Origin of the sequence: uncultured Bacteroides sp., from assembly GCF_902491285.1 — a bacterium.
GTDB lineage: Bacteria > Bacteroidota > Bacteroidia > Bacteroidales > Bacteroidaceae > Bacteroides.
This window is the reverse complement of sequence record NZ_CABUHK010000008.1, coordinates 53,951-71,298: the sequence shown is the minus strand read 5'-3', so window position 1 is coordinate 71,298 and position 17,348 is coordinate 53,951. Positions and strand designations below refer to the sequence as shown.

Annotated in this window: 25 protein-coding genes and 1 pseudogene; 8 read left to right on the top strand and 18 right to left on the bottom strand. The window is 45.9% G+C overall.

The features are described from left to right. Positions 1-2: 2 nt before the first annotated feature. From RDN93_RS03635 to RDN93_RS03585, 11 genes are all read right to left on the bottom strand, one after another. Positions 3-3,158 carry a phage tail tape measure protein gene (locus RDN93_RS03635; RefSeq protein WP_055256309.1) on the bottom strand — a complete coding sequence of 1,052 codons (3,156 nt, stop codon included), beginning with the start codon at positions 3,156-3,158 and terminating at the stop codon, positions 3-5. Positions 3,159-3,325: 167 nt separating this feature from the next. Beyond that, positions 3,326-3,613 carry a hypothetical protein gene (locus RDN93_RS03630; RefSeq protein ID WP_224241830.1) on the bottom strand — a complete coding sequence of 96 codons (288 nt, stop codon included), beginning with the start codon at positions 3,611-3,613 and terminating at the stop codon, positions 3,326-3,328. Between the two features lie 26 nt (positions 3,614-3,639). Continuing rightward, positions 3,640-3,936, bottom strand: a complete 297-nt coding sequence (locus tag RDN93_RS03625; RefSeq protein WP_055256307.1) for a hypothetical protein — start codon at positions 3,934-3,936, stop codon at positions 3,640-3,642. Between the two features lie 29 nt (positions 3,937-3,965). Next, positions 3,966-4,430, bottom strand: a complete 465-nt coding sequence (locus RDN93_RS03620) for a phage tail tube protein (protein WP_055256328.1) — start codon at positions 4,428-4,430, stop codon at positions 3,966-3,968. Between the two features lie 20 nt (positions 4,431-4,450). Beyond that, complete coding sequence (locus RDN93_RS03615) at positions 4,451-4,768, bottom strand: hypothetical protein (RefSeq protein ID WP_224241832.1); 318 nt, start codon at positions 4,766-4,768, stop codon at positions 4,451-4,453. After that, a complete protein-coding gene (locus RDN93_RS03610) occupies positions 4,719-5,201 on the bottom strand; it encodes a hypothetical protein (RefSeq protein WP_055256306.1) in 483 nt (160 codons plus the stop codon). Before RDN93_RS03610 ends, RDN93_RS03615 begins: the two co-directional genes overlap by 50 nt. A gap of 16 nt (positions 5,202-5,217) precedes the next feature. Beyond that, positions 5,218-5,613 carry a hypothetical protein gene (locus RDN93_RS03605; RefSeq protein WP_055256326.1) on the bottom strand — a complete coding sequence of 132 codons (396 nt, stop codon included), beginning with the start codon at positions 5,611-5,613 and terminating at the stop codon, positions 5,218-5,220. Then, positions 5,591-5,860 (bottom strand): hypothetical protein, encoded by a 270-nt coding sequence (locus tag RDN93_RS03600; protein WP_055256305.1) that lies wholly within the window; start codon positions 5,858-5,860, stop codon positions 5,591-5,593. Before RDN93_RS03600 ends, RDN93_RS03605 begins: the two co-directional genes overlap by 23 nt. Positions 5,861-5,872: 12 nt before the next feature. Next, on the bottom strand, positions 5,873-6,832 hold the full coding sequence (locus RDN93_RS03595; protein WP_055256304.1) for a hypothetical protein: 960 nt from the start codon (positions 6,830-6,832) through the stop codon (positions 5,873-5,875). 22 nt (positions 6,833-6,854) lie between these two features. Then, positions 6,855-6,986 carry a hypothetical protein gene (locus RDN93_RS03590; RefSeq protein WP_256375777.1) on the bottom strand — a complete coding sequence of 44 codons (132 nt, stop codon included), beginning with the start codon at positions 6,984-6,986 and terminating at the stop codon, positions 6,855-6,857. Between the two features lie 18 nt (positions 6,987-7,004). Beyond that, positions 7,005-8,036: a head maturation protease, ClpP-related gene (locus RDN93_RS03585; RefSeq protein WP_055256303.1), complete on the bottom strand. Its 1,032-nt coding sequence runs from the start codon at positions 8,034-8,036 to the stop codon at positions 7,005-7,007. A 97-nt stretch (positions 8,037-8,133) separates the two neighbouring features. Between RDN93_RS03585 and RDN93_RS22065 the strand changes: the two are divergent. The 8 genes and pseudogenes from RDN93_RS22065 to RDN93_RS03550 all read left to right on the top strand — a co-directional run. Beyond that, a pseudogene (locus RDN93_RS22065) lies at positions 8,134-8,223 on the top strand (four-helix bundle copper-binding protein); the annotation flags it as partial. 33 nt (positions 8,224-8,256) lie between these two features. After that, positions 8,257-8,700 (top strand): helix-turn-helix domain-containing protein, encoded by a 444-nt coding sequence (locus RDN93_RS03580; protein ID WP_055256302.1) that lies wholly within the window; start codon positions 8,257-8,259, stop codon positions 8,698-8,700. Beyond that, positions 8,697-10,226, top strand: coding sequence for a hypothetical protein (locus RDN93_RS03575; protein ID WP_055256301.1), 1,530 nt, complete (start codon positions 8,697-8,699; stop codon positions 10,224-10,226). The genes RDN93_RS03580 and RDN93_RS03575 overlap by 4 nt, the downstream gene beginning before the upstream one ends. 2 nt (positions 10,227-10,228) lie before the next feature. Beyond that, positions 10,229-10,654, top strand: coding sequence for a DUF1320 domain-containing protein (locus RDN93_RS03570; protein ID WP_055256300.1), 426 nt, complete (start codon positions 10,229-10,231; stop codon positions 10,652-10,654). Continuing rightward, positions 10,651-11,958, top strand: coding sequence for a DUF935 family protein (locus RDN93_RS03565; RefSeq protein ID WP_055256299.1), 1,308 nt, complete (start codon positions 10,651-10,653; stop codon positions 11,956-11,958). Before RDN93_RS03570 ends, RDN93_RS03565 begins: the two co-directional genes overlap by 4 nt. After that, positions 11,958-12,758 carry a phage minor head protein gene (locus RDN93_RS03560; RefSeq protein WP_055256298.1) on the top strand — a complete coding sequence of 267 codons (801 nt, stop codon included), beginning with the start codon at positions 11,958-11,960 and terminating at the stop codon, positions 12,756-12,758. Before RDN93_RS03565 ends, RDN93_RS03560 begins: the two co-directional genes overlap by 1 nt. Before the next feature lie 7 nt (positions 12,759-12,765). Further along, positions 12,766-13,386: a hypothetical protein gene (locus RDN93_RS03555; protein ID WP_055256297.1), complete on the top strand. Its 621-nt coding sequence runs from the start codon at positions 12,766-12,768 to the stop codon at positions 13,384-13,386. Positions 13,387-13,396: 10 nt separating this feature from the next. Further along, on the top strand, positions 13,397-13,855 hold the full coding sequence (locus RDN93_RS03550) for a hypothetical protein (RefSeq protein ID WP_055256296.1): 459 nt from the start codon (positions 13,397-13,399) through the stop codon (positions 13,853-13,855). On the opposite strand, the gene RDN93_RS03545 is transcribed toward RDN93_RS03550, so the two are convergent. The 7 genes from RDN93_RS03545 to RDN93_RS03515 form a co-directional block, all read right to left on the bottom strand. Continuing rightward, the gene (locus RDN93_RS03545; RefSeq protein ID WP_055256295.1) at positions 13,837-14,076 is read right to left on the bottom strand and encodes a hypothetical protein; all 240 of its coding nucleotides are present in this window, start codon (positions 14,074-14,076) and stop codon (positions 13,837-13,839) included. The genes RDN93_RS03550 and RDN93_RS03545 overlap by 19 nt on opposite strands. A 171-nt stretch (positions 14,077-14,247) precedes the next feature. Continuing rightward, positions 14,248-14,643, bottom strand: a complete 396-nt coding sequence (locus tag RDN93_RS03540) for a hypothetical protein (RefSeq protein WP_234108161.1) — start codon at positions 14,641-14,643, stop codon at positions 14,248-14,250. 14 nt (positions 14,644-14,657) lie between these two features. Then, complete coding sequence (locus RDN93_RS03535; protein ID WP_055256294.1) at positions 14,658-15,020, bottom strand: DUF551 domain-containing protein; 363 nt, start codon at positions 15,018-15,020, stop codon at positions 14,658-14,660. A gap of 383 nt (positions 15,021-15,403) precedes the next feature. Beyond that, complete coding sequence (locus RDN93_RS03530; RefSeq protein WP_055256293.1) at positions 15,404-16,381, bottom strand: site-specific integrase; 978 nt, start codon at positions 16,379-16,381, stop codon at positions 15,404-15,406. Between the two features lie 48 nt (positions 16,382-16,429). Next, positions 16,430-16,666 carry a hypothetical protein gene (locus RDN93_RS03525; RefSeq protein ID WP_055256292.1) on the bottom strand — a complete coding sequence of 79 codons (237 nt, stop codon included), beginning with the start codon at positions 16,664-16,666 and terminating at the stop codon, positions 16,430-16,432. Next, positions 16,663-16,875, bottom strand: a complete 213-nt coding sequence (locus RDN93_RS03520) for a hypothetical protein (RefSeq protein ID WP_055256291.1) — start codon at positions 16,873-16,875, stop codon at positions 16,663-16,665. The genes RDN93_RS03525 and RDN93_RS03520 overlap by 4 nt, the downstream gene beginning before the upstream one ends. Continuing rightward, positions 16,859-17,338, bottom strand: coding sequence for a DUF4494 domain-containing protein (locus tag RDN93_RS03515; RefSeq protein ID WP_055256290.1), 480 nt, complete (start codon positions 17,336-17,338; stop codon positions 16,859-16,861). Before RDN93_RS03515 ends, RDN93_RS03520 begins: the two co-directional genes overlap by 17 nt. Between the last annotated feature and the right edge of the window lie 10 nt (positions 17,339-17,348).

The window sequence follows — 17,348 nt, the reverse complement described above, 5'->3', positions numbered from 1 at the left end:
TCTTATCTTGTACGTTGATTATATCGGTCTACCTTATTTAAAACACCACGAAGCATTCTGCCATCTATCTTGAATTCTACAATTCCACCCATACCACCGGAAGGTTGAATCAATTGGCGGAGTTTGTTGAGTGGTGCAACTACTTCCGGATTGTTCCGAGCACCGGAATATTCACCGAAAATCCCCATTGTGGGACCGTATGCCAGTCCACCGTTTGCAAATTTGGGTAAACTCGCCAAAGCAGCCAACACACTCGCCACAGCAGCCACCGCCAGAATAGGACCGACAATAGGGATACTTGATGTAGCTGCTGCAGCACCGGAACCGGCTTGTGCGGTATTGGCTGTCACTTCCTGTCGTTGTACACCTATTAATGCCAGCATCTGTGGAATAACAGCCCCTATGGACTGGACAACATTTCCTGCCCAGTTCAGCCATTCTCCCGCAGCTCCTCCGACAGCTTGACCTATACTGCCCATTGCACTGCCCACCGCTCCCATACTTTCAACCATATCCTGATTCTTCTGATATGCTTTGTCAACAGCTTCGTTCCATTGTTCAAAACCGGACTTCTTAGGTTCCAACTTCGGCATATCAAATTCAGGGAGTTTCATTTTCTTGATGTAGTCATGTGTTAGTATGTCCGGCTGCTGCTTGGGATGTTTGTTATTCTCTTCATTCTGAAAATCTTCCGCCATTTTTCCAAGCGTACGTCCGGCATCGGAAGCAGGAACCACACCTACATTAATCTCACCATAAGTACTCTTAAAAGCCTCCTTCTCAATCCATATTTTTACGCCTTCGATTTGACTCTTCAACCTGTCAATCTTAACCTGTAACTCTATGGAGGCTTGTCCGACAGGATTAGCGGACAGTTCTTTTTCATATTTAGACAGTTCAGTTTTCATGACATCAATACTGCCACTTATAAAAGCCGGGTCGCCTCCGATACCCATCGCTTTTTCTTTAGCCTTTTTAAGGGTCTCTAGCTGATTGATCTGAACCTGTATGTTACGGCCCTCCTCGTCCGATGCCGTTTGTTGCGCGGCTTGGAGCTCTTCTATTTTCTTCTTGATATCAGACAGAGTAAGAGACTCTTGCTTTAGGTTGTCATTTTTCTTATCCCCTTCTCCCTTCACCGTTTTCAGAGAAACTTTAGGTTCAGGAATAGTTTTGCCGAATACAGAAACAATGCGGTTATATTCTTTCTCATAGTCAGCCCTTGCCTGTTTGATTCCATTAACATACGTCATGACCGGATTAGTTGTATTAACTTCCCCCGCTTGTCCATACACTTCTATTACATCCAGTTTCTTAATAAATTTCGCCCACCGTTCAGGTATTTCCTTCTCGCCTTTACGAATGCTGTTAGCTATGCCATCAAATACTCGTGCACCGGTTTCCTCACCAAACTTTTGAGTGAGCACGCTACGCATTTTAGTCAGCATCTCGCTTTCTTTACCGGCTAATGAGTCCCCCGCAGAAGTTAATGCTTTTTCCCCGGCACGAGCTCGTGCTGTATTGATGATCGCTTCAGACAGCAAATCATACGCCTTGCGCGCATTATCTACCTTAATCTCTTCAATGCCCAATCGTTGCAAGTAATCGCCATAGGTTTCCTGTATCCGATCACGGGCACGTTTCCATTCATCCGTTCCCTCCTTCGCATTCAACAACGGAGCGAATAGCGCATCCAGTTTCAGACGTTCCGTCGTGACTTCTTTCTGCATGCCAGACATTGCCTCATTTAACTTGTTCTGAGCCTTCTCCGCTTCACTGCTGCGTGTGGCTATTTTATAAATGGCAGCGCCCAAAGCAACGGCAGCGACAGCGGCAAGCACATACGGACTGGCTGCGATTGCTATATTCATCAACTTTGTGGCACCTGTGGTGGAGACTATTGCCGCACGGGCAGCAAGCACCTGCATCTGGTATACATAGAGGGCGCGCTTGCCCAGGTTCACAGCCCCGTTATAAGATAATTGGACTACAGTGGCAACTTTACCGGCTATTCCGACTTTGTTCAGCGCTCCAATGACTTCCCTAGCACTAACGAACATTGACATGAGCAACAGGGAGTTTTCACTTAATACAGCCGCGTAGGCAGAGAATCCTCCCAGCGTATTGGAGATACTGATTTTCAGGTCGTCTACCTTCGCGCGCATCACTTCCAGCTTGTGCGCATTGGTTTCCGTCCGTATAGCCGCCTGTTCCTGCGCAACGTTGGTTCCGGTCAGTTTATGAGTCATTTCATCAACAGCTGTTGCATTCTGAATCAGATACTGGGCGGCGGCAATATTCTCCATACCGAAAAGTTTACTCAAATAAGCGGCATCCGTCAACTTCGGTTTAAGGGCATCTAGGGCGGAAGAAAGGGATGTTTTGCTCAGGTCAACCCCCAATTCCGTATTCAATTTCAGGATGATGTTTCTCAAGGCGGTTCCGGCTTCGCTGCCTTTCAGGTTGGCTTTGGACAGTACTTCAAGCGCTCCTGCACTCTGCTCCACTGTCAGGCCCATGGCGGAAGCGGCTGAACCTACTACCTTAAAGCTTTGTGAAAGCTCCCCGATTTCGGCCGCCCCATATTTACTTCCCGCCGCCAGCACATTGATAACCCGTTCCGCCTCATTGGCCGATAATCCGAACTGGTTGATCGTACCTGCCAGAGATGTGGCGGCTGCATCAATGGTCATTCCTGAGGCTTGCGCCAACGTCACGCTCTTTGCCTGCAAGTTGTTCAAACCGGACATACCGATTGTGGCAACATCTATCTGGCTGGCAAGAATCGAATATGCACGGGCGGCCGTATCAGCTCCGAGACCGGAATCTTTTCCGAGTTTACGGGCATTCTCCCTCAGTGCTTCAAGGTCATCACCAAGAATACCGGTAATAGAACTAAGGTCAGCCATAGACTGTCCGAAGGACATACCTCCTTGAGACAATTCACTAAAACTACTGCTAAGGCGTTCCGTCACTCCAAGCAAAGCGTTGACGTCAGGCATTTTCAATTTGCTGCAGAGACTTCCGAACCGGGCGGTTGTCGAACACACTGACTTCGCCGATTTATCAACGCCATCAAACATTTTTCTAACGTTGGCCAATGCACCTGAAATATTATTTTTCAGGTTCAAAACGATGTCAAATGAAACTTTTTCCATATATTTGCGTAGTTAAAGTAATGAGCCTATGACTTTTATCGGATTCTTATTAGTTGTATTCTTCGGAGGTGGAGCGTTGCTATTGCTTTTCCATAGGGAAAAGTGTGAATTAACCGAGAAGGATATCGACGAGCTCATCCACGAACTGGAAGAAGAGAAGAAAAACCTCAAGCCCCATTCCACAGAGCCTTGATTTCGTCAAACCTTTCCTGTGTACTGGGCTCTTCCTCCGCTTCCTTTGCAGGCTGTACATCCCAGGAGAACCGGCATACGTCAGTCAATTCCAGCCCTTTCTTACTGTAAGGTTTCAATATACTGCAAGCCAGAAAACGTGACTGTTTCCACTGTCTGCGTTCCGCATACGTTTCTTTTTGTTGCCAGGCTTCAAAGACGGCTGTAAACTCTAATGGGGTGAGACGGCAGAAATCATTCAGACACATCCCGACACACCCCATAGCCAGTCCTAACAGAGATTCGATTGTTACACTTTCGTCCCCTTCTTTTTTTTTGCCCCGTTTTCTTCCATAGCCATTCCATTCTGAAAAGAGGTGAAATCGTCCAGGTTGATACCGTCAGCAAACTGCTCGAAGGTCAATTGGAAATCCACCTTATCAGCACGGCAAGCACTACGTACACAACAATACATGAACATTGTCAACTGTTCTATGTCAGCACCGATCTCATTTACATCCTTACCCGTTTCATGTTTGAAGTCGATCATTGCCCCCATTGTAACACGGGAGGGATATTCTTTCGCGCAAATGATTACTTTATTCATTGTAAGATTCAACTATTAGAAATGACACACTATCCTTGCGGAGCCACTGTTTTAGTGGCTACCGGACCGGAGTTTTCCAAAGAGATAGTATAGGTAGAGTCGTCATCCGAAGGAGATGTCTCTTCCAGGCTTGTGATAAGGAATTTTCCTTCACGGTATTTCGTCTTTTCCTCTCCACGTAGCGCATAACGTACCGTTACGGGCTCACTCTTTTCCCAAAGTTCCAGTAATTTGTCATACCCCATCTCATCTCCGTAGAACCGGAATCCTTCCGAACTGATTTCGACGGACAGACCGCTCACTGATTTTTCCTTCCACTTGCCGGCATTAGCCGCTTTTGCCTTTTCCGCCAAAGTCGGCTTTACTGCACGCTCTTTGGTTTCTGCCTTATTACTGACGGTACAAGTCTTTGAATGCCCCAGTGGGGAAAAAGCATCTTCGACCATTAATCCGACAAGCATGTCACTACCATGCACATATCCTAGTTCTGCCATAAAATTTATATTATTTAAATTCATTTCAATCGCCGTTTGATCACTATTAGAACAAGTACAGCAACAGCTATCCGTCCTGTCCATATCTGGAACCACTGCCATCCGGTCGGTTCCTTCACAATCTGCGGAGGAGGTTCTTCCACTTCCTCACCGGTCTCGTTGCGGATGCGTGCCAGTTCTTCACGAAGGAAGATTACTTCACGTGCCAGGCTGTCGCAAGTGGCACTTACCTCTACTGAATCTTCCGATACCCGCGTCACGTTGACGGTTGCCTGTCCGCTTCGGGTACTAAAGCCTGTCCCTACTGGTATCGATTTCAGTGTCTCTGCCGGAAACACCGTTTTTGCAATACTCGGAGGTACCGGCTGCTGTATCAGAGCGAATCCTCTTGCGCTGTACAGGCTGTCTAGGGAGATAGTTCTCTCCAGTCTTTTCGGGCTTTTGCAACTCATCACGCACAGGGCAGTTAGTAGCAAAACGGCAACTGTTGGACTTTTCAACAGCCCGGCGAAGTTTTCCGAGTTCTTTTCGAATCGCATTTATTTCTTGCTTTAAAGGTTCCACAATTTCATCCATCAGGATTTGCATCGCTTTCTGAACGTTGTCCAGTTCGCTGCCACGAGTGTTCACCTGCGCATCACGGACTTCCGCCTTCAGCTTCTCCACCTCCTGAATGTATTTCCGTCTGTCGGTATACATCCTGAATCCTCCGTAGGTGATGATAACCGTAAGGATACCACAGACCAGCTTCATGTATTCAAGTGTATCCATCTTATTCCTCCTTAACTTAGAGTAGGTCCCATCCTGCCTGTACGTCTTCCATCACTGCCGGAGTGCCGTTTTCCACTTGTGACATGGCAGCTGCAAAGACACACATGGTTCCCCTGTCGTTCACATCAGGAACATAATTGGAAGGTACCTGCATTTCCCTGCATACCCGGCTGATATAGCCCGAGGTATTGTTTTCTACAGATGGTGCCCAGCGGTTGATGAAGTCCGATATCGTGCGGCATCCGTTCAATTTCCGATAGTTCTGCAATAGCTTGATCATGGCACGGTAACCGTAAGCCATCGTCTTGAATTGTTTAAAACTACGGTCGGTAGAGGGAACAATCTCCCCTTGCCACACGGTCTTACTGTTCCGGATGTTACCGGGATTATTATTTCTCAGTCCCCTTGTCATCATCTTCCTGTTCAGCTTCAGGTTTCTCAGCTTCAGTCTTTGCTGTTTCTGTCTCTGCTTCCTTAGTTTCTTTCGGCTCTTTGGGAGTTTCCACTTTCTTGATCTTAGCAAGTTCGCGACTTACCAGATCATCAGCGCGTTCCTTGTCTACTTCCAGCTCTGTTCCTGTCGGATACATGGTCTTGTGGTCGAACTTGTCCTGAAACTCCTCCAGGACAATCACCATTACTTTTTCTTTCTTTGCCATCGTCCGTTCTCCTTATCCTTCAACAGTTGGTTTGAACTCACCGTCAGTACGCCAGTCGAGTGCGATAAATTCCTCACCGAAGCCAATTTGCGTATCTGCCTTCATCAGCATCTTAAAGAAATAAAGCTCGCTGGCATTCGCCCATTTGTCAATTTGAATCACGTTTTCGTCGTTCTGCAGATTGACGGCGGCGAACAGATTGCCATTCATGCCACTGTCACAAATGGTGGCTACCATCAAGCCTTCCGGCCATTGCGTCAACACTTCAAACGGAATGCCCTTGTAACGTTCCTGATTGATATCCGTAGGAGCCGCACCTTTATTTGCAAGTTGCGTCAGTTCGTCATCATACGTGTCAAAGTCCGTCACGCTCATCAGAATGCGCAGGTTGGGATTATTGCGCATGGTCACCGGAATCACTGTACGCAGTTCTTTAAGACGTTGCAGCATCGTAGTTCCTACACTTTTTACCTTCACGATATCCGCATCTTTGGCAGCCTGTGTCAGGATACCGTCCATCAGGAGCGCATCGTCCGAACCGTCTTCGTATGTACCATTAATGTATTGGTAACCCAGTTCGTGTCCTACCTGTTTCAGCAGTTCCTGTAACAGGGTATTCTGCACATTGCCGGGCAACTGGCGGAACACCAAGTCTCCCGAAGGCTGGAACGGACGCCAGATATGTTCGAACGCGCGGGGATTGAAGAGCGTAAATGCCATCATATCCTTAGGTGTCAGTTTCTTTTCACTATAAGCAAAGTCCCCCTTACTGTCAGCTTTCGTAGGGTCTTCCTTTCGTTTTTGCAACATCTTTCCCGCCTTAACGCGTGGAATGCTGATTGCGCTGTTCACTCCGGGGATAACCATAATCAGTCCCCTGCTGACCAACTCATTGCCCGTAGTGGCAAGGGTCAGTACATTTTCCAGCACTTCGCCGGAATAGTTGGTAGTATTCAATCCTTGAATTGCCATTGTCCTTGTAAGTTATTAGTTGTTAGTATTTAACCTTTTGTCTCCCACGTATTTGCGGGGCACTGCCGGCACTGCGTACGCTGCTCCCGACATTCTTGCCAAAGTAGGACGAACCGCCCAATTTGGCATTCTTTGGATTTTTAATCGGTATCATATCTTTGCGTATTACAGGTTATTTCCGGATGTTCTCACGTATTTCCTTCTGACGTTTTTCCCAAGGACTTTCACCGGCTTGCGGTCCCTGGTTCTCAAACTTGTCTTTCAGCAGTTTCTTAGGCTTCATAGCCTTTAGTGCAGTCAAACCGTTTTTGAAATCAGCCTTCAGAAGGTTCTTATAGGTATCTTTCTGATCGGCACCAATGCGCCCGTCTGTTACAGCATCCGTTACGGCTGTCTCGATCCGTTCCTCTTCCTGCCGGCTGAGTTGTTCTTTCAGTTCACCGTTCTCCTTTTCCAGGTCATCGGCCTTGTCCGCTTTTTGGGCAGTATCGCCAAGCATGGACATCACTGCCGCTTCGTCCGCGCAGTTAGCAAAGCGGGGAATCTTTTTAAAGTCTTCCAATTTCATTTTATCAGGGTTTTGTGGCTGTTGCTCCAGCTCCAGCCGGTTAGTAAATATGCGGTATATGTCATCCGTGGTACTCTCTTCGGGTACAGCTTCCACATCGTAGATAGCGTCAATGAGTCCGAGGGAGAGGGCTTCGTCCGCCTTCAGCCAGTGGTCGGTACCATCGAAATAGGCGTTTTTCACTTCTTCCTTATCCCTGCCGCAACGTCCGGCAATAATTTCGGCAATGGTATCCTCTAGGCTTTCGATAGTAGAGATCATGTCCTGAAGATCCTTTTTGTTACCGTAACACCCACCACTGACATTATGCAGCATCATGCGGGAATAACGGCTCATTTCCACCCGTTTTCCGCACAGGGCAATGACTCCCGCAATGCTGGCGGCAATACCGTCTATGTAGATAGTGACGTTACTCTTGCATTGCCGGATAGCGTTGAAAATGGCTATACCGGGATAAACATCACCGCCAATGGAATTGATCCGGATATTCAGGTTCTCATAACTGCCGTCCATGTACATCACTTCGTTCACGATGTCACGGCTGGCTATCTTGCCGTCACCGCCTTCGTCACTGATTTCTCCGTAGAGCAGCAGACTGGCAGTCTTTTCATTCAGTATGGATTTAAAAAGAATCATATTTCAGCATTTAGGATATAGTGCCGGCAGCGATGCAATGTGCGTCTCCGGCTTTGAATCTGTCACAAACTTATAGTGACAGGGGCAACCGTACAAAAAAGTGTGTAACGCTTGCGGGCAAGTATGCAGGCGCTGTGGCATTGTCTGTAACCTCTTTGCGCTTTTTTCCTGTTCACCTCCGGGATAATGACCTTTGTGTAAATTCTAACGACTTATCATCATGGCAGATTTGACCACACAACAGAAAAAGGGTTATGCCCGCACATTATATCTGAAAGATAACCTGACACAACAGGAGATCGCGGACAAAGTAGGTGTATCACGCAACACCATCAACCGCTGGATAGCAGCGGAGAAATGGGAGGAAATGAAAGTAGGCATGACACTTACCCGAGAACAGCAGGTTGCCAGCCTGCACCGGCAAGTAGCGGAGATCAACCGTGTGATCAGTGAGCGTGAAGAGGGAAAGCGTTATGCCAATGCCGCCGAAGCCGACACACTGAACAAGTTGGCGACAGCTATTAAGAAGATGGAAACAGATGTAGGTGTTGCCGACATTATCAGTGTAGGTATGAAATTCATCAACTGGCTGCGACCGTTCGATCTGGATAAGAGCAAGGAGTTTCTTCGATTGTGGGACGCTTTTATAAAGGATAGTTTATGACACAGACGCAAAAAGACCGTGATGCGCTTAGGGAATGGGCAGTCTTCTATGAATCCGGACTTCGCCGCCAAAATTCCGACGTCAATCTGACGCAGGCGCAGATTGCCAAGGACCGTGCCCGTCTGGAAGCTGATCCGATAGAATGGATCAGCTTCTTTTTCCCCGAGTACTGCAAGTTTGAATTTGCAGAGTTCCAGATAAAGGCTATCCGACGTTGCATCAAACACGAGGAATGGTTCGAAGTATTGTCATGGGCACGGGGACTGGCGAAAAGTACGACGGTGATGTTTATCGTCATGTACCTTGCGCTTACGAAAAAGAAGTGCAACGTGATGATGGCTTCCGCCACACAGGACAGTGCTGTCCGGTTGCTCGATCCTTATAAGAAACAGTTTGAAGAGAATGCCCTGATACGTGCTTATTATGGTGTGCAGGTGAATCTCGGCAACTGGTGTGCCGAGGAGTTTGTCACCAAATGCGGTTGTTCATTCCGTGCTGTCGGTGCCGGAAACGCTCCTCGTGGCAGCCGCAACGGCGCTGTCCGTCCGGATGTGCTGCTGGTAGATGACTTCGATACGGATGAAGGCTGCCGGAATCCGGACACGATAGACAAGAACTGGACATGGTGGGAAAAAGCACTGTACGGGACACGTGACACGGCGGTAAAAACACTGATTGTTTTCTGTGGAAATATCATTGCCCGTGACTGCTGCGTGGTACGTGCCGGACACATGGCTGATCATTGGGACGTAGTGAACATCCGTGATGAAAAAGGATACAGTACCTGGCCGTCTAAAAATACAGAAGAAAGTATTGATATCGCTCTGTCTAAAATCAGTACTGCCGCCCAGCAGACGGAATACTTCAACAACCCGGTAACAGAAGGCGAAGTATTTAAGGAGATCACTTACGGCAAAGTACCTGACCTCAAGAAGTTCCAGTTCCTGGTCATTTACGGCGACCCGGCACCCGGCGAGAACAAGAGCAAGAACAGCAGTACGAAAAGCTGTATCCTGATGGGGATGATCGGTCCGAAACTCTATATCATCAAGCCCTGCCTAGACCGCGGGCTGAATGCGGAGTTCATCGACTGGTATGTACAGCTGCTGGAGTATGTAGGCGGCAAGGTGCCTGTGTATTGCTACATGGAGAACAATAAACTGCAGGACCCTTTCTTCCAGCAGGTATTCAAGCCTTTGGTGGGTAAGGTACGCCGTGAAAGGAATATCCAATTATACATCCAGCCCGACGAAGCAAGAAAGACCGACAAGGCTACCCGTATCGAAGCCAACCTGGAACCTTTAAACCGGGAAGGAAACCTTATCCTCAACGAAGCTGAAAGAAACAACCCGCACATGAAACGTCTGGACGACCAGTTCAGACTGTTCACCCTGCGGCTGAAATTTCCCGCCGACGGTCCCGACTGCGTGGAAGGCGGTTACTGCATCATCAAAAAGAAGATTCAACAACTGGTACCGGTGACTGTGATACATCGTAATGACCGCCGGAACCCCAAACGATTATAGCCATGAGTAAATTTATAACTCCGCAAGATTACGATGCCAGCATCCATCGCGAAATACTGGATGCCCTGACCCGTAATGATAACGCCATCATTGAGATATGCGAGGACCGCGCCATTTCTGAAATGCGCGGATATCTCAGTACACGATATGACGCTGACGCCATATTCAAGACCGAAGGCGCGGCCCGCAATGAGCTTGTACTGATGATGGCGGTAGATATCGCTGTATATCACTTGTTCAGTATCCACAACCCTCAAAAAATGTCGCAGATACGCAAGGATCGCTACGATCGTGCAATGGAATGGCTGAAACAGGTGGCAACATTTAAAATAACGATAGACGGCGCACCGAAGCTCTCGGAAGAAGAGCAGAAAAAGAACAGCCCCTGGCTGATGAGTAGTAACCCTAAACGTACCAATCATTTATGAATATATTAGACAGGTTTCCGGTATTCCGGAACAAAGCCGCAAAAAGTAAACGCATCACCGAAGGGAGTAACGTAACCCGTCCCGGAGCAACAGTGATACTGACACAGCCACAACGTTTCGGAATAGGTCTGGGGGACTATATGCAGGCTATCCGCAGTGCTGAAAACGTAGATTTCACACGACGTGTCAGGCTGTATGACATCTATAGCGAAAGCCTGATGGACCCGCATCTGTTCAGCGTGGTACAAAAACGGAAAAGCGGAGTACTAAGCAGGAAGATTGAATTTCGCCGTAACGGCATACCTGATGATAAAGTGAACGAGCAGATATCATCACCCTGGTTCCTCCGATTTATCAGTGACGCACTGGATGCGGAATACTGGGGATTTACGCTCGTTCAGTTCTATATCAATACCAAAGGCTGGATAGATTATTATCTGGCACCACGCAAACACATAGATCCAGTGTTGCGCATCATCAAAACACGGCAAGAAGACATCAACGGTGAAAGTTTTGATAATTATGGAGACCTGCTGATGATACGGGGCAAAGAACCGCTGGGGATTCTAGCGCGTACAGCTCCATACGTTATCTATAAGCGTGGAACTATTGGTGACTGGGCGCAATTCTCCGAGATATTCGGCATGCCGGTACGTAAATATACATACGATGCGGCGGACCCGGAAGCTTTGCACAATGCAATGGAAGCTGCACGGGAACAAGGCGGAGGAATGGATTTCTTTTGTCCGGAAGGATCTAACCTGGAATTTGTGGAAACAGGAAACACAACAGGCAGCAGTGAACTGTACAGCAGTCTCGTGGAACGCTGTAATGCTGAAATGAGCAAGGCTGTACTTGGCAATACTCTTACCACCGAAGCCAGTGAGACAGGCACACAGGCACTGGGTACCGTGCATCAGGACATAGAGCAGGAACTGGAAGAGCAGGATGCCCTTTCCATCCTGAACCTGCTGAATTATGATATGACAGACATATTTGCATTTCTGGGAGTGAATACTAAAGGAGGTGAGTTCGTTTATGTGGAGGACGCGGACATGGAGCAGGTAAAGACCCGTGCCGAATTGCTGGAGAAAGCTGTAACGGTGTTCGACCTACCCCTGGATGATGACTACCTGTATGAGCAACTGAACGTAGAAAAGCCCGATAATTATGAGCAGTTGAAAGCGGAAATGGAAGAAAAGAAAAAGGTGAATAACCCGTTCGCACAGATCATACAGCCACAGAACCGGTCTACCCGTTTTTTCGGAAAAGCCCCGGACAGGGACGGGGCTTCAGACTGGTAATGAATGATCTGTATCGGGATGCCACTGATGAAGATGTAGCCTCTGCTTTTATTTTCGATAATAAAGCCCTGCAACGTGCCCTGAAGCATATATACGAAAAGGACTTTCAACCCATGACAGAGATAGAGGAAAGCCTGTTCAATGAGACTTTCCGCATTTTTACCGAAGCCACCGATGAAGGTATCAGTGAATCCGGAACAGAACTTCCTGTGGAGTTCCGGCAGAAAATAGACTGGGGCAATGCTGTATTCTCCGCTTTCAAAGTGCACCGTATGCAAAACGATATCGCCACACGGCTCTTCGATTCGAATGGTGATCTAAAACCGTTCGAACAGTGGAGAAACGATGTACACCCGATGCTGGATCATCATGTAAAACATTGGCTGCGGACAGAATATGACACTGCTGTCATACGTTCACACCAGGCAGCGGACTGGCAGCGCTTTGAACAATACGCTGATATCCTGCCGAATCTGGAATGGATGCCCAGCACCAGTATAAATCCCGGAGCCGACCATAAAGGTTTTTGGGGAACTATCCTGCCGATAAATCACCCGTTTTGGAATGTTCATCGACCGGGAGACCGCTGGAATTGCAAATGTTCACTGGCTGCTACGGATGAACCGTCCACGGAAACTCCTCATGGGGACAATGATCCGAAAGACCAGCCTGCACCGGGACTGGATAATAATCCCGGAAAAGACGGAAGACTGTTCAGCGATACGCATCCGTACGTAACGAATGCCTATGAGGGAGCGAAAGAAGCAGTGAAAACCTTTTTGACGGAAAGATTTATTTAAGATACAAATGGATATTCAGGAATTTAACCGTAGGATTCTGCAAAAACAGGAACAGCTTAAGGATCTCGTACGACGAAAGATGCCGGTCATCGTTGGAAATATCGCCAAACGGCATATTGAGGATGATTTCCGCAAGGGCGGTTTCACCCATAATGGCTTCCACAAATGGCAGGAGACAGAGCGGCAGAAAAACGGAGGGAAAGGGACGGACTCCCGGTACGGTTCATTGCTTTCCGGCAGAAACCATCTGTCAGGAAGCATTGAATATGCACTGGACAACGGAACCGTTACGGTCTTCACCCGAGTGCCTTATGCCGGTATACACAATCAGGGTGGTATGGTACAAACTACCGTCACTCCAAAAATGCGACGCTTTGCCTGGGCTATGTATTACAAAGCCACCGGTATCAAACGGAAAATGAAACATGGTGGGAAAGTTCGTAAACAACGTGAAGAGAATGCCTCTAAAGAAGCGCTAAACTGGAAACGTCTCGCCCTGACGAAAAAGACTAAGCTTACCGTACGCATTCCCAGGCGCCAGTTCATGCCATCTACACCCGGAACGGAACTGACAAAAAAGATAAGCGATAAGCTACAACAGGAAATTCAAAAGATTATCAATATTTAAAAGCAGCATTATGGAACAACTTTTCAACGACCTTCAACAACAAATAGCCGGCAAGATGGGTGATGTAATTACCCTCATTGACGAAGACTGCGGACAACTGGAAGCACTCACTAACGGAGAGGATCAGTATCCGGTAACATTTCCCTGTGTCCTGATCAGCATTCCTCAAACCGCTTGGGACAATATCAAGAATGGTCTCCAGCACGGAAAGACTATTCTCACAATCCGGTTTGCTTTCGACTGTTATGATGATACTCACTATGGAAGTACGCAGGAGCAGCATGTCACCGAACGTCTCACGCTGGCAAAGCGTTTAAACTCTTATCTGCACGGCTGGCGGTTCGACGGATGTGATACCGTCCTGATACGTCGGACCAGCCGCCAGTTTTCATTACCGGGAGGTGTTAAAGTTTATGAAACGGAATATATTACTACGGTAGCGGATGAGATTCAGAACAACGAAAGCTGACGTTTCAGCTCATCCTGTTGACGGATAATGCGTGGATCAGCACTGGCGTTGATGATATTATAGAAAGTTTTTTCGCAGATAGGATAAAGAGGCCAGATATATCTACGAAGGATTTCACGGTTGCTCAAGCCACTCCGTGCATGTTCATCGTAAATGCGGAGTATCTCGCTAACCTTATGAGCATAGCTCCGTCCTATGATTTTTGTCCGATTCTTCTTCATATCCCGAAATACTGATTGATTACCTGATACAAAAATAATGATAATAACATTTGGGTACAACTAAATCTGCGCAAAACATATTGCATTAAAGAAAAAGAAAGCCGCTACATCCATCTTGCAGCGGCTTTCTTTTATCTGACTACTTCTGTTTCCATTAATCTCAGTTATACGTTAATCCTCAATGGAATATAATGCCCGCATACACTCGAAAGGGAAAGATGAATTTAAAGCGTCATATACTTCCTCCGGTATATCGTCTTCACTTTCAAAATTACCTTCGATACTTTCAGAACCAAATGCTGTTGCAACATGCTTCTCTTTATACTCTTTACCGTCTATGATTACGGTACTCTCCCAGCCATTAGGAGTAATTTCTATTTTTATCTTATTCATGTTATCTCTTGATTTTTTTAATGAATCACTATAGTTTTCTAATTCGGATATTACAAAGTTTAATGCATCTTTGCAACCCCTTGAATAAGCTCTCTTCTGGTTGTGCACTCCAAAGAAGAAAGCTCCGCTACCTATGGAGAGGTAAAGCAACGCTAATAGAATCTTTCGTTTCATTCGTTTCTTTCTTGTTATACGTTAAACTTCGGTATTGGCATCCAGTGGGTAATACTTTCATCGGTGACATAACCATTTGTTACAAACCATTTACTTTTGCAATATCCTTTTTTCTTTCGAAGCCACCCTATTGCATAATGCTTAACAGAATCTCTATCATAAAGAAAAACTTCTTGCTCTGGTTCTGGCAACTTATCTTTTACACTTATCCAAGGAGATTGTTCCTTACAATAGCTATATCCACACTGAAAATCTTCCATACTGTCAGCATGGCGGGAAACGTAGTTATCCGCATCAACTTCTTTTAGGACGTCTTTTCTGAACTTCGTTTTTTCTGTAGCGTACTCATGCGCTGCTTCTATAATTGATTGTTTCATATTTATTCTGTTTTACGTCATTAATAACTCGGATTAAGAACATATACATCGCATTCGTGGCACAAGTTGCATTCCTTTGTTTTATCTTTAAGACACATACTTTTAGTCTTTTCCGGATAATGCCAATCAATAGAACTACAAACAATTAACTTAATATGGTCTAATTCTAAACTATTCGGACAATGTTTATTGAGAAAGTCTAAATCCTCTTTGATTAGTTTCTCATACGCACTCTTATCAATCTTTATGCTCATATCATTATTTTCTTAAACTTAACTTTATCATTGTGTATAAATTTTCAACCCCTATATTAAGGGCGATATTCATTTCCTAATTTGAGATGTATTTGAACGTTTGCCTGATGACAGGCAAACGTCCGGTTATTACTTTCTAAAAAACATATCTCCGCTTATCGATCTTGCTGTATCATCACTCGTCAAGCGAATGTACCTGAAGAAGTTCTGTTCTGTCTTATGCCCTGTAAGTCGCATTATCTCTAGCGTCTTCATTCTTCCTGTCAAATAAAGGTTTGTCGCGGCTGAACGACGTGCGGTGTGACTACAGATTAGTTCCCACTTCTCTTTTGTCACTGTCTTTATTTTACCACCTACTGTGTATGAGTAGGTAATCTTATCTGTCAATCCGATTTCGTGCATGATCAGTTTAAGATATTTGTTAAAGTACTGAATGCAAAGTCCATTAGGGATATTACCACCATACTTGGCTATAATCTCGCGAACATAATCATGCATTGGAACCTTTACAGTGACATTGGTCTTTTTTGTACGCTTCACGATAAAATCGTTCTGGAAGTTGTCCTGCGTCAGCGTTGAATAGTCCGAATAACGCAATGCTGTCAAGCAACCAACAACGAACAGATCACGTATCTTCTCCTTCGCCCTTCTGCTATCCTGCTTCCTAAACTTATAATAATAGATGCGCGTAATCTCATTCATGCTCAAGAAGACTGCAAAAGTATCTTCCAAATGCAAGTCTATTTGATTATAAGTAGGGTCGACGGCATAATTGTACTGTGAAGCCTTGCGAACCATAGATTGTAATTTCATAATGTAACCTACAATCGTGTTATGCCGTAAACCAACATTCTCAAGGTAAATGATAAAATCTTCAATGAACTCTTCTGTGACGGAATTGGTGAATATGTCACAATCGTATTCTGCGGAGAAACTGTTTATATGTCCTATCAGGGCACTGTAAACAGCTAGTGAGTTTGACGGCTTGCGCTGTGATTTCTTTTCAACTGTTTCCCGGATAAAGTCTGAAAGATAAATACCTTCAAGAGGCTTCGATTGCCGGAAGTGATTGATATAGTCCTTTCTTGGCTTTGCCTCACGGACCAAATGTGATACTGCTAATACTGCTTTGGTTATTCATTTTTATGTCATTGGTTATTCTTCTTTCTTATCCGGTATCCACTTTGTGGTTACCACCGCTTTTAATCTTCCACTACCTCCACAGATAGGGCACGTATTTATCACTGTTTCGTTACGTTCTCCCAATGCAATAATCCAACCGTTACCGTAACATTTACTGCACTCGAATCCAGTAAATGTCTCCATTTCATTAGGATGTTCCTTTGATAATAAAGGTGGAGTAATCAATAAGGTTTGTTGTTTCTTGCTCATAAAACCTTCAATTTTCGTGCGACATCTGTCAGCAGTTGATCAAACGCATCATTATATCCAACTTCATATTCCGCCGTTACAGGAATCATTCCCGTGTGTTCTTTCCGATGGATGATGAGCGAAATCGGAAGTTTGCTCTCATAAACTTGTGCTACCAAAGCGGATGCCAACGGTGGCACAAGTATCATTTCTTTAGTTCGCTTTTTCATCCTTGAACTCAGACTCTTCTTCCGGTGCAGTATAAGGATAGACATCCATGATAGCCGTCTCCGTCACCGATGAAACTTGGTATTCCGCCATCGTGCCTTTCATTCCCGCATCGAGATTCTTCTTTGCACGCCCCAAATCAGAAGCCTGTACTAATACATTAGTAAAGGTACGTTTCTCTGCTCCGCTCTTTTCATCTAATGTGATAAAGCTTAATTTGCATTTGAACCAAATATCGTCAGCTTCATCATCACTTGGAAACAGTTCACTGTAATTTACCCGCTTGATATCCGATACGGTGAATTCTCCGGATATGAATGGAGTCATCTCTTCGATAATTCGTGCTTCCGCTTCTGTAAAGCTGAGAGCATCTACCAAATAAGGTTCCGTTACTTTCTTCTGCATTCCGTTCTCCATTACCTTTTCGTAACGGATACGACATTCAAACCATGTGTGCATTGCCATAATTGTAAGT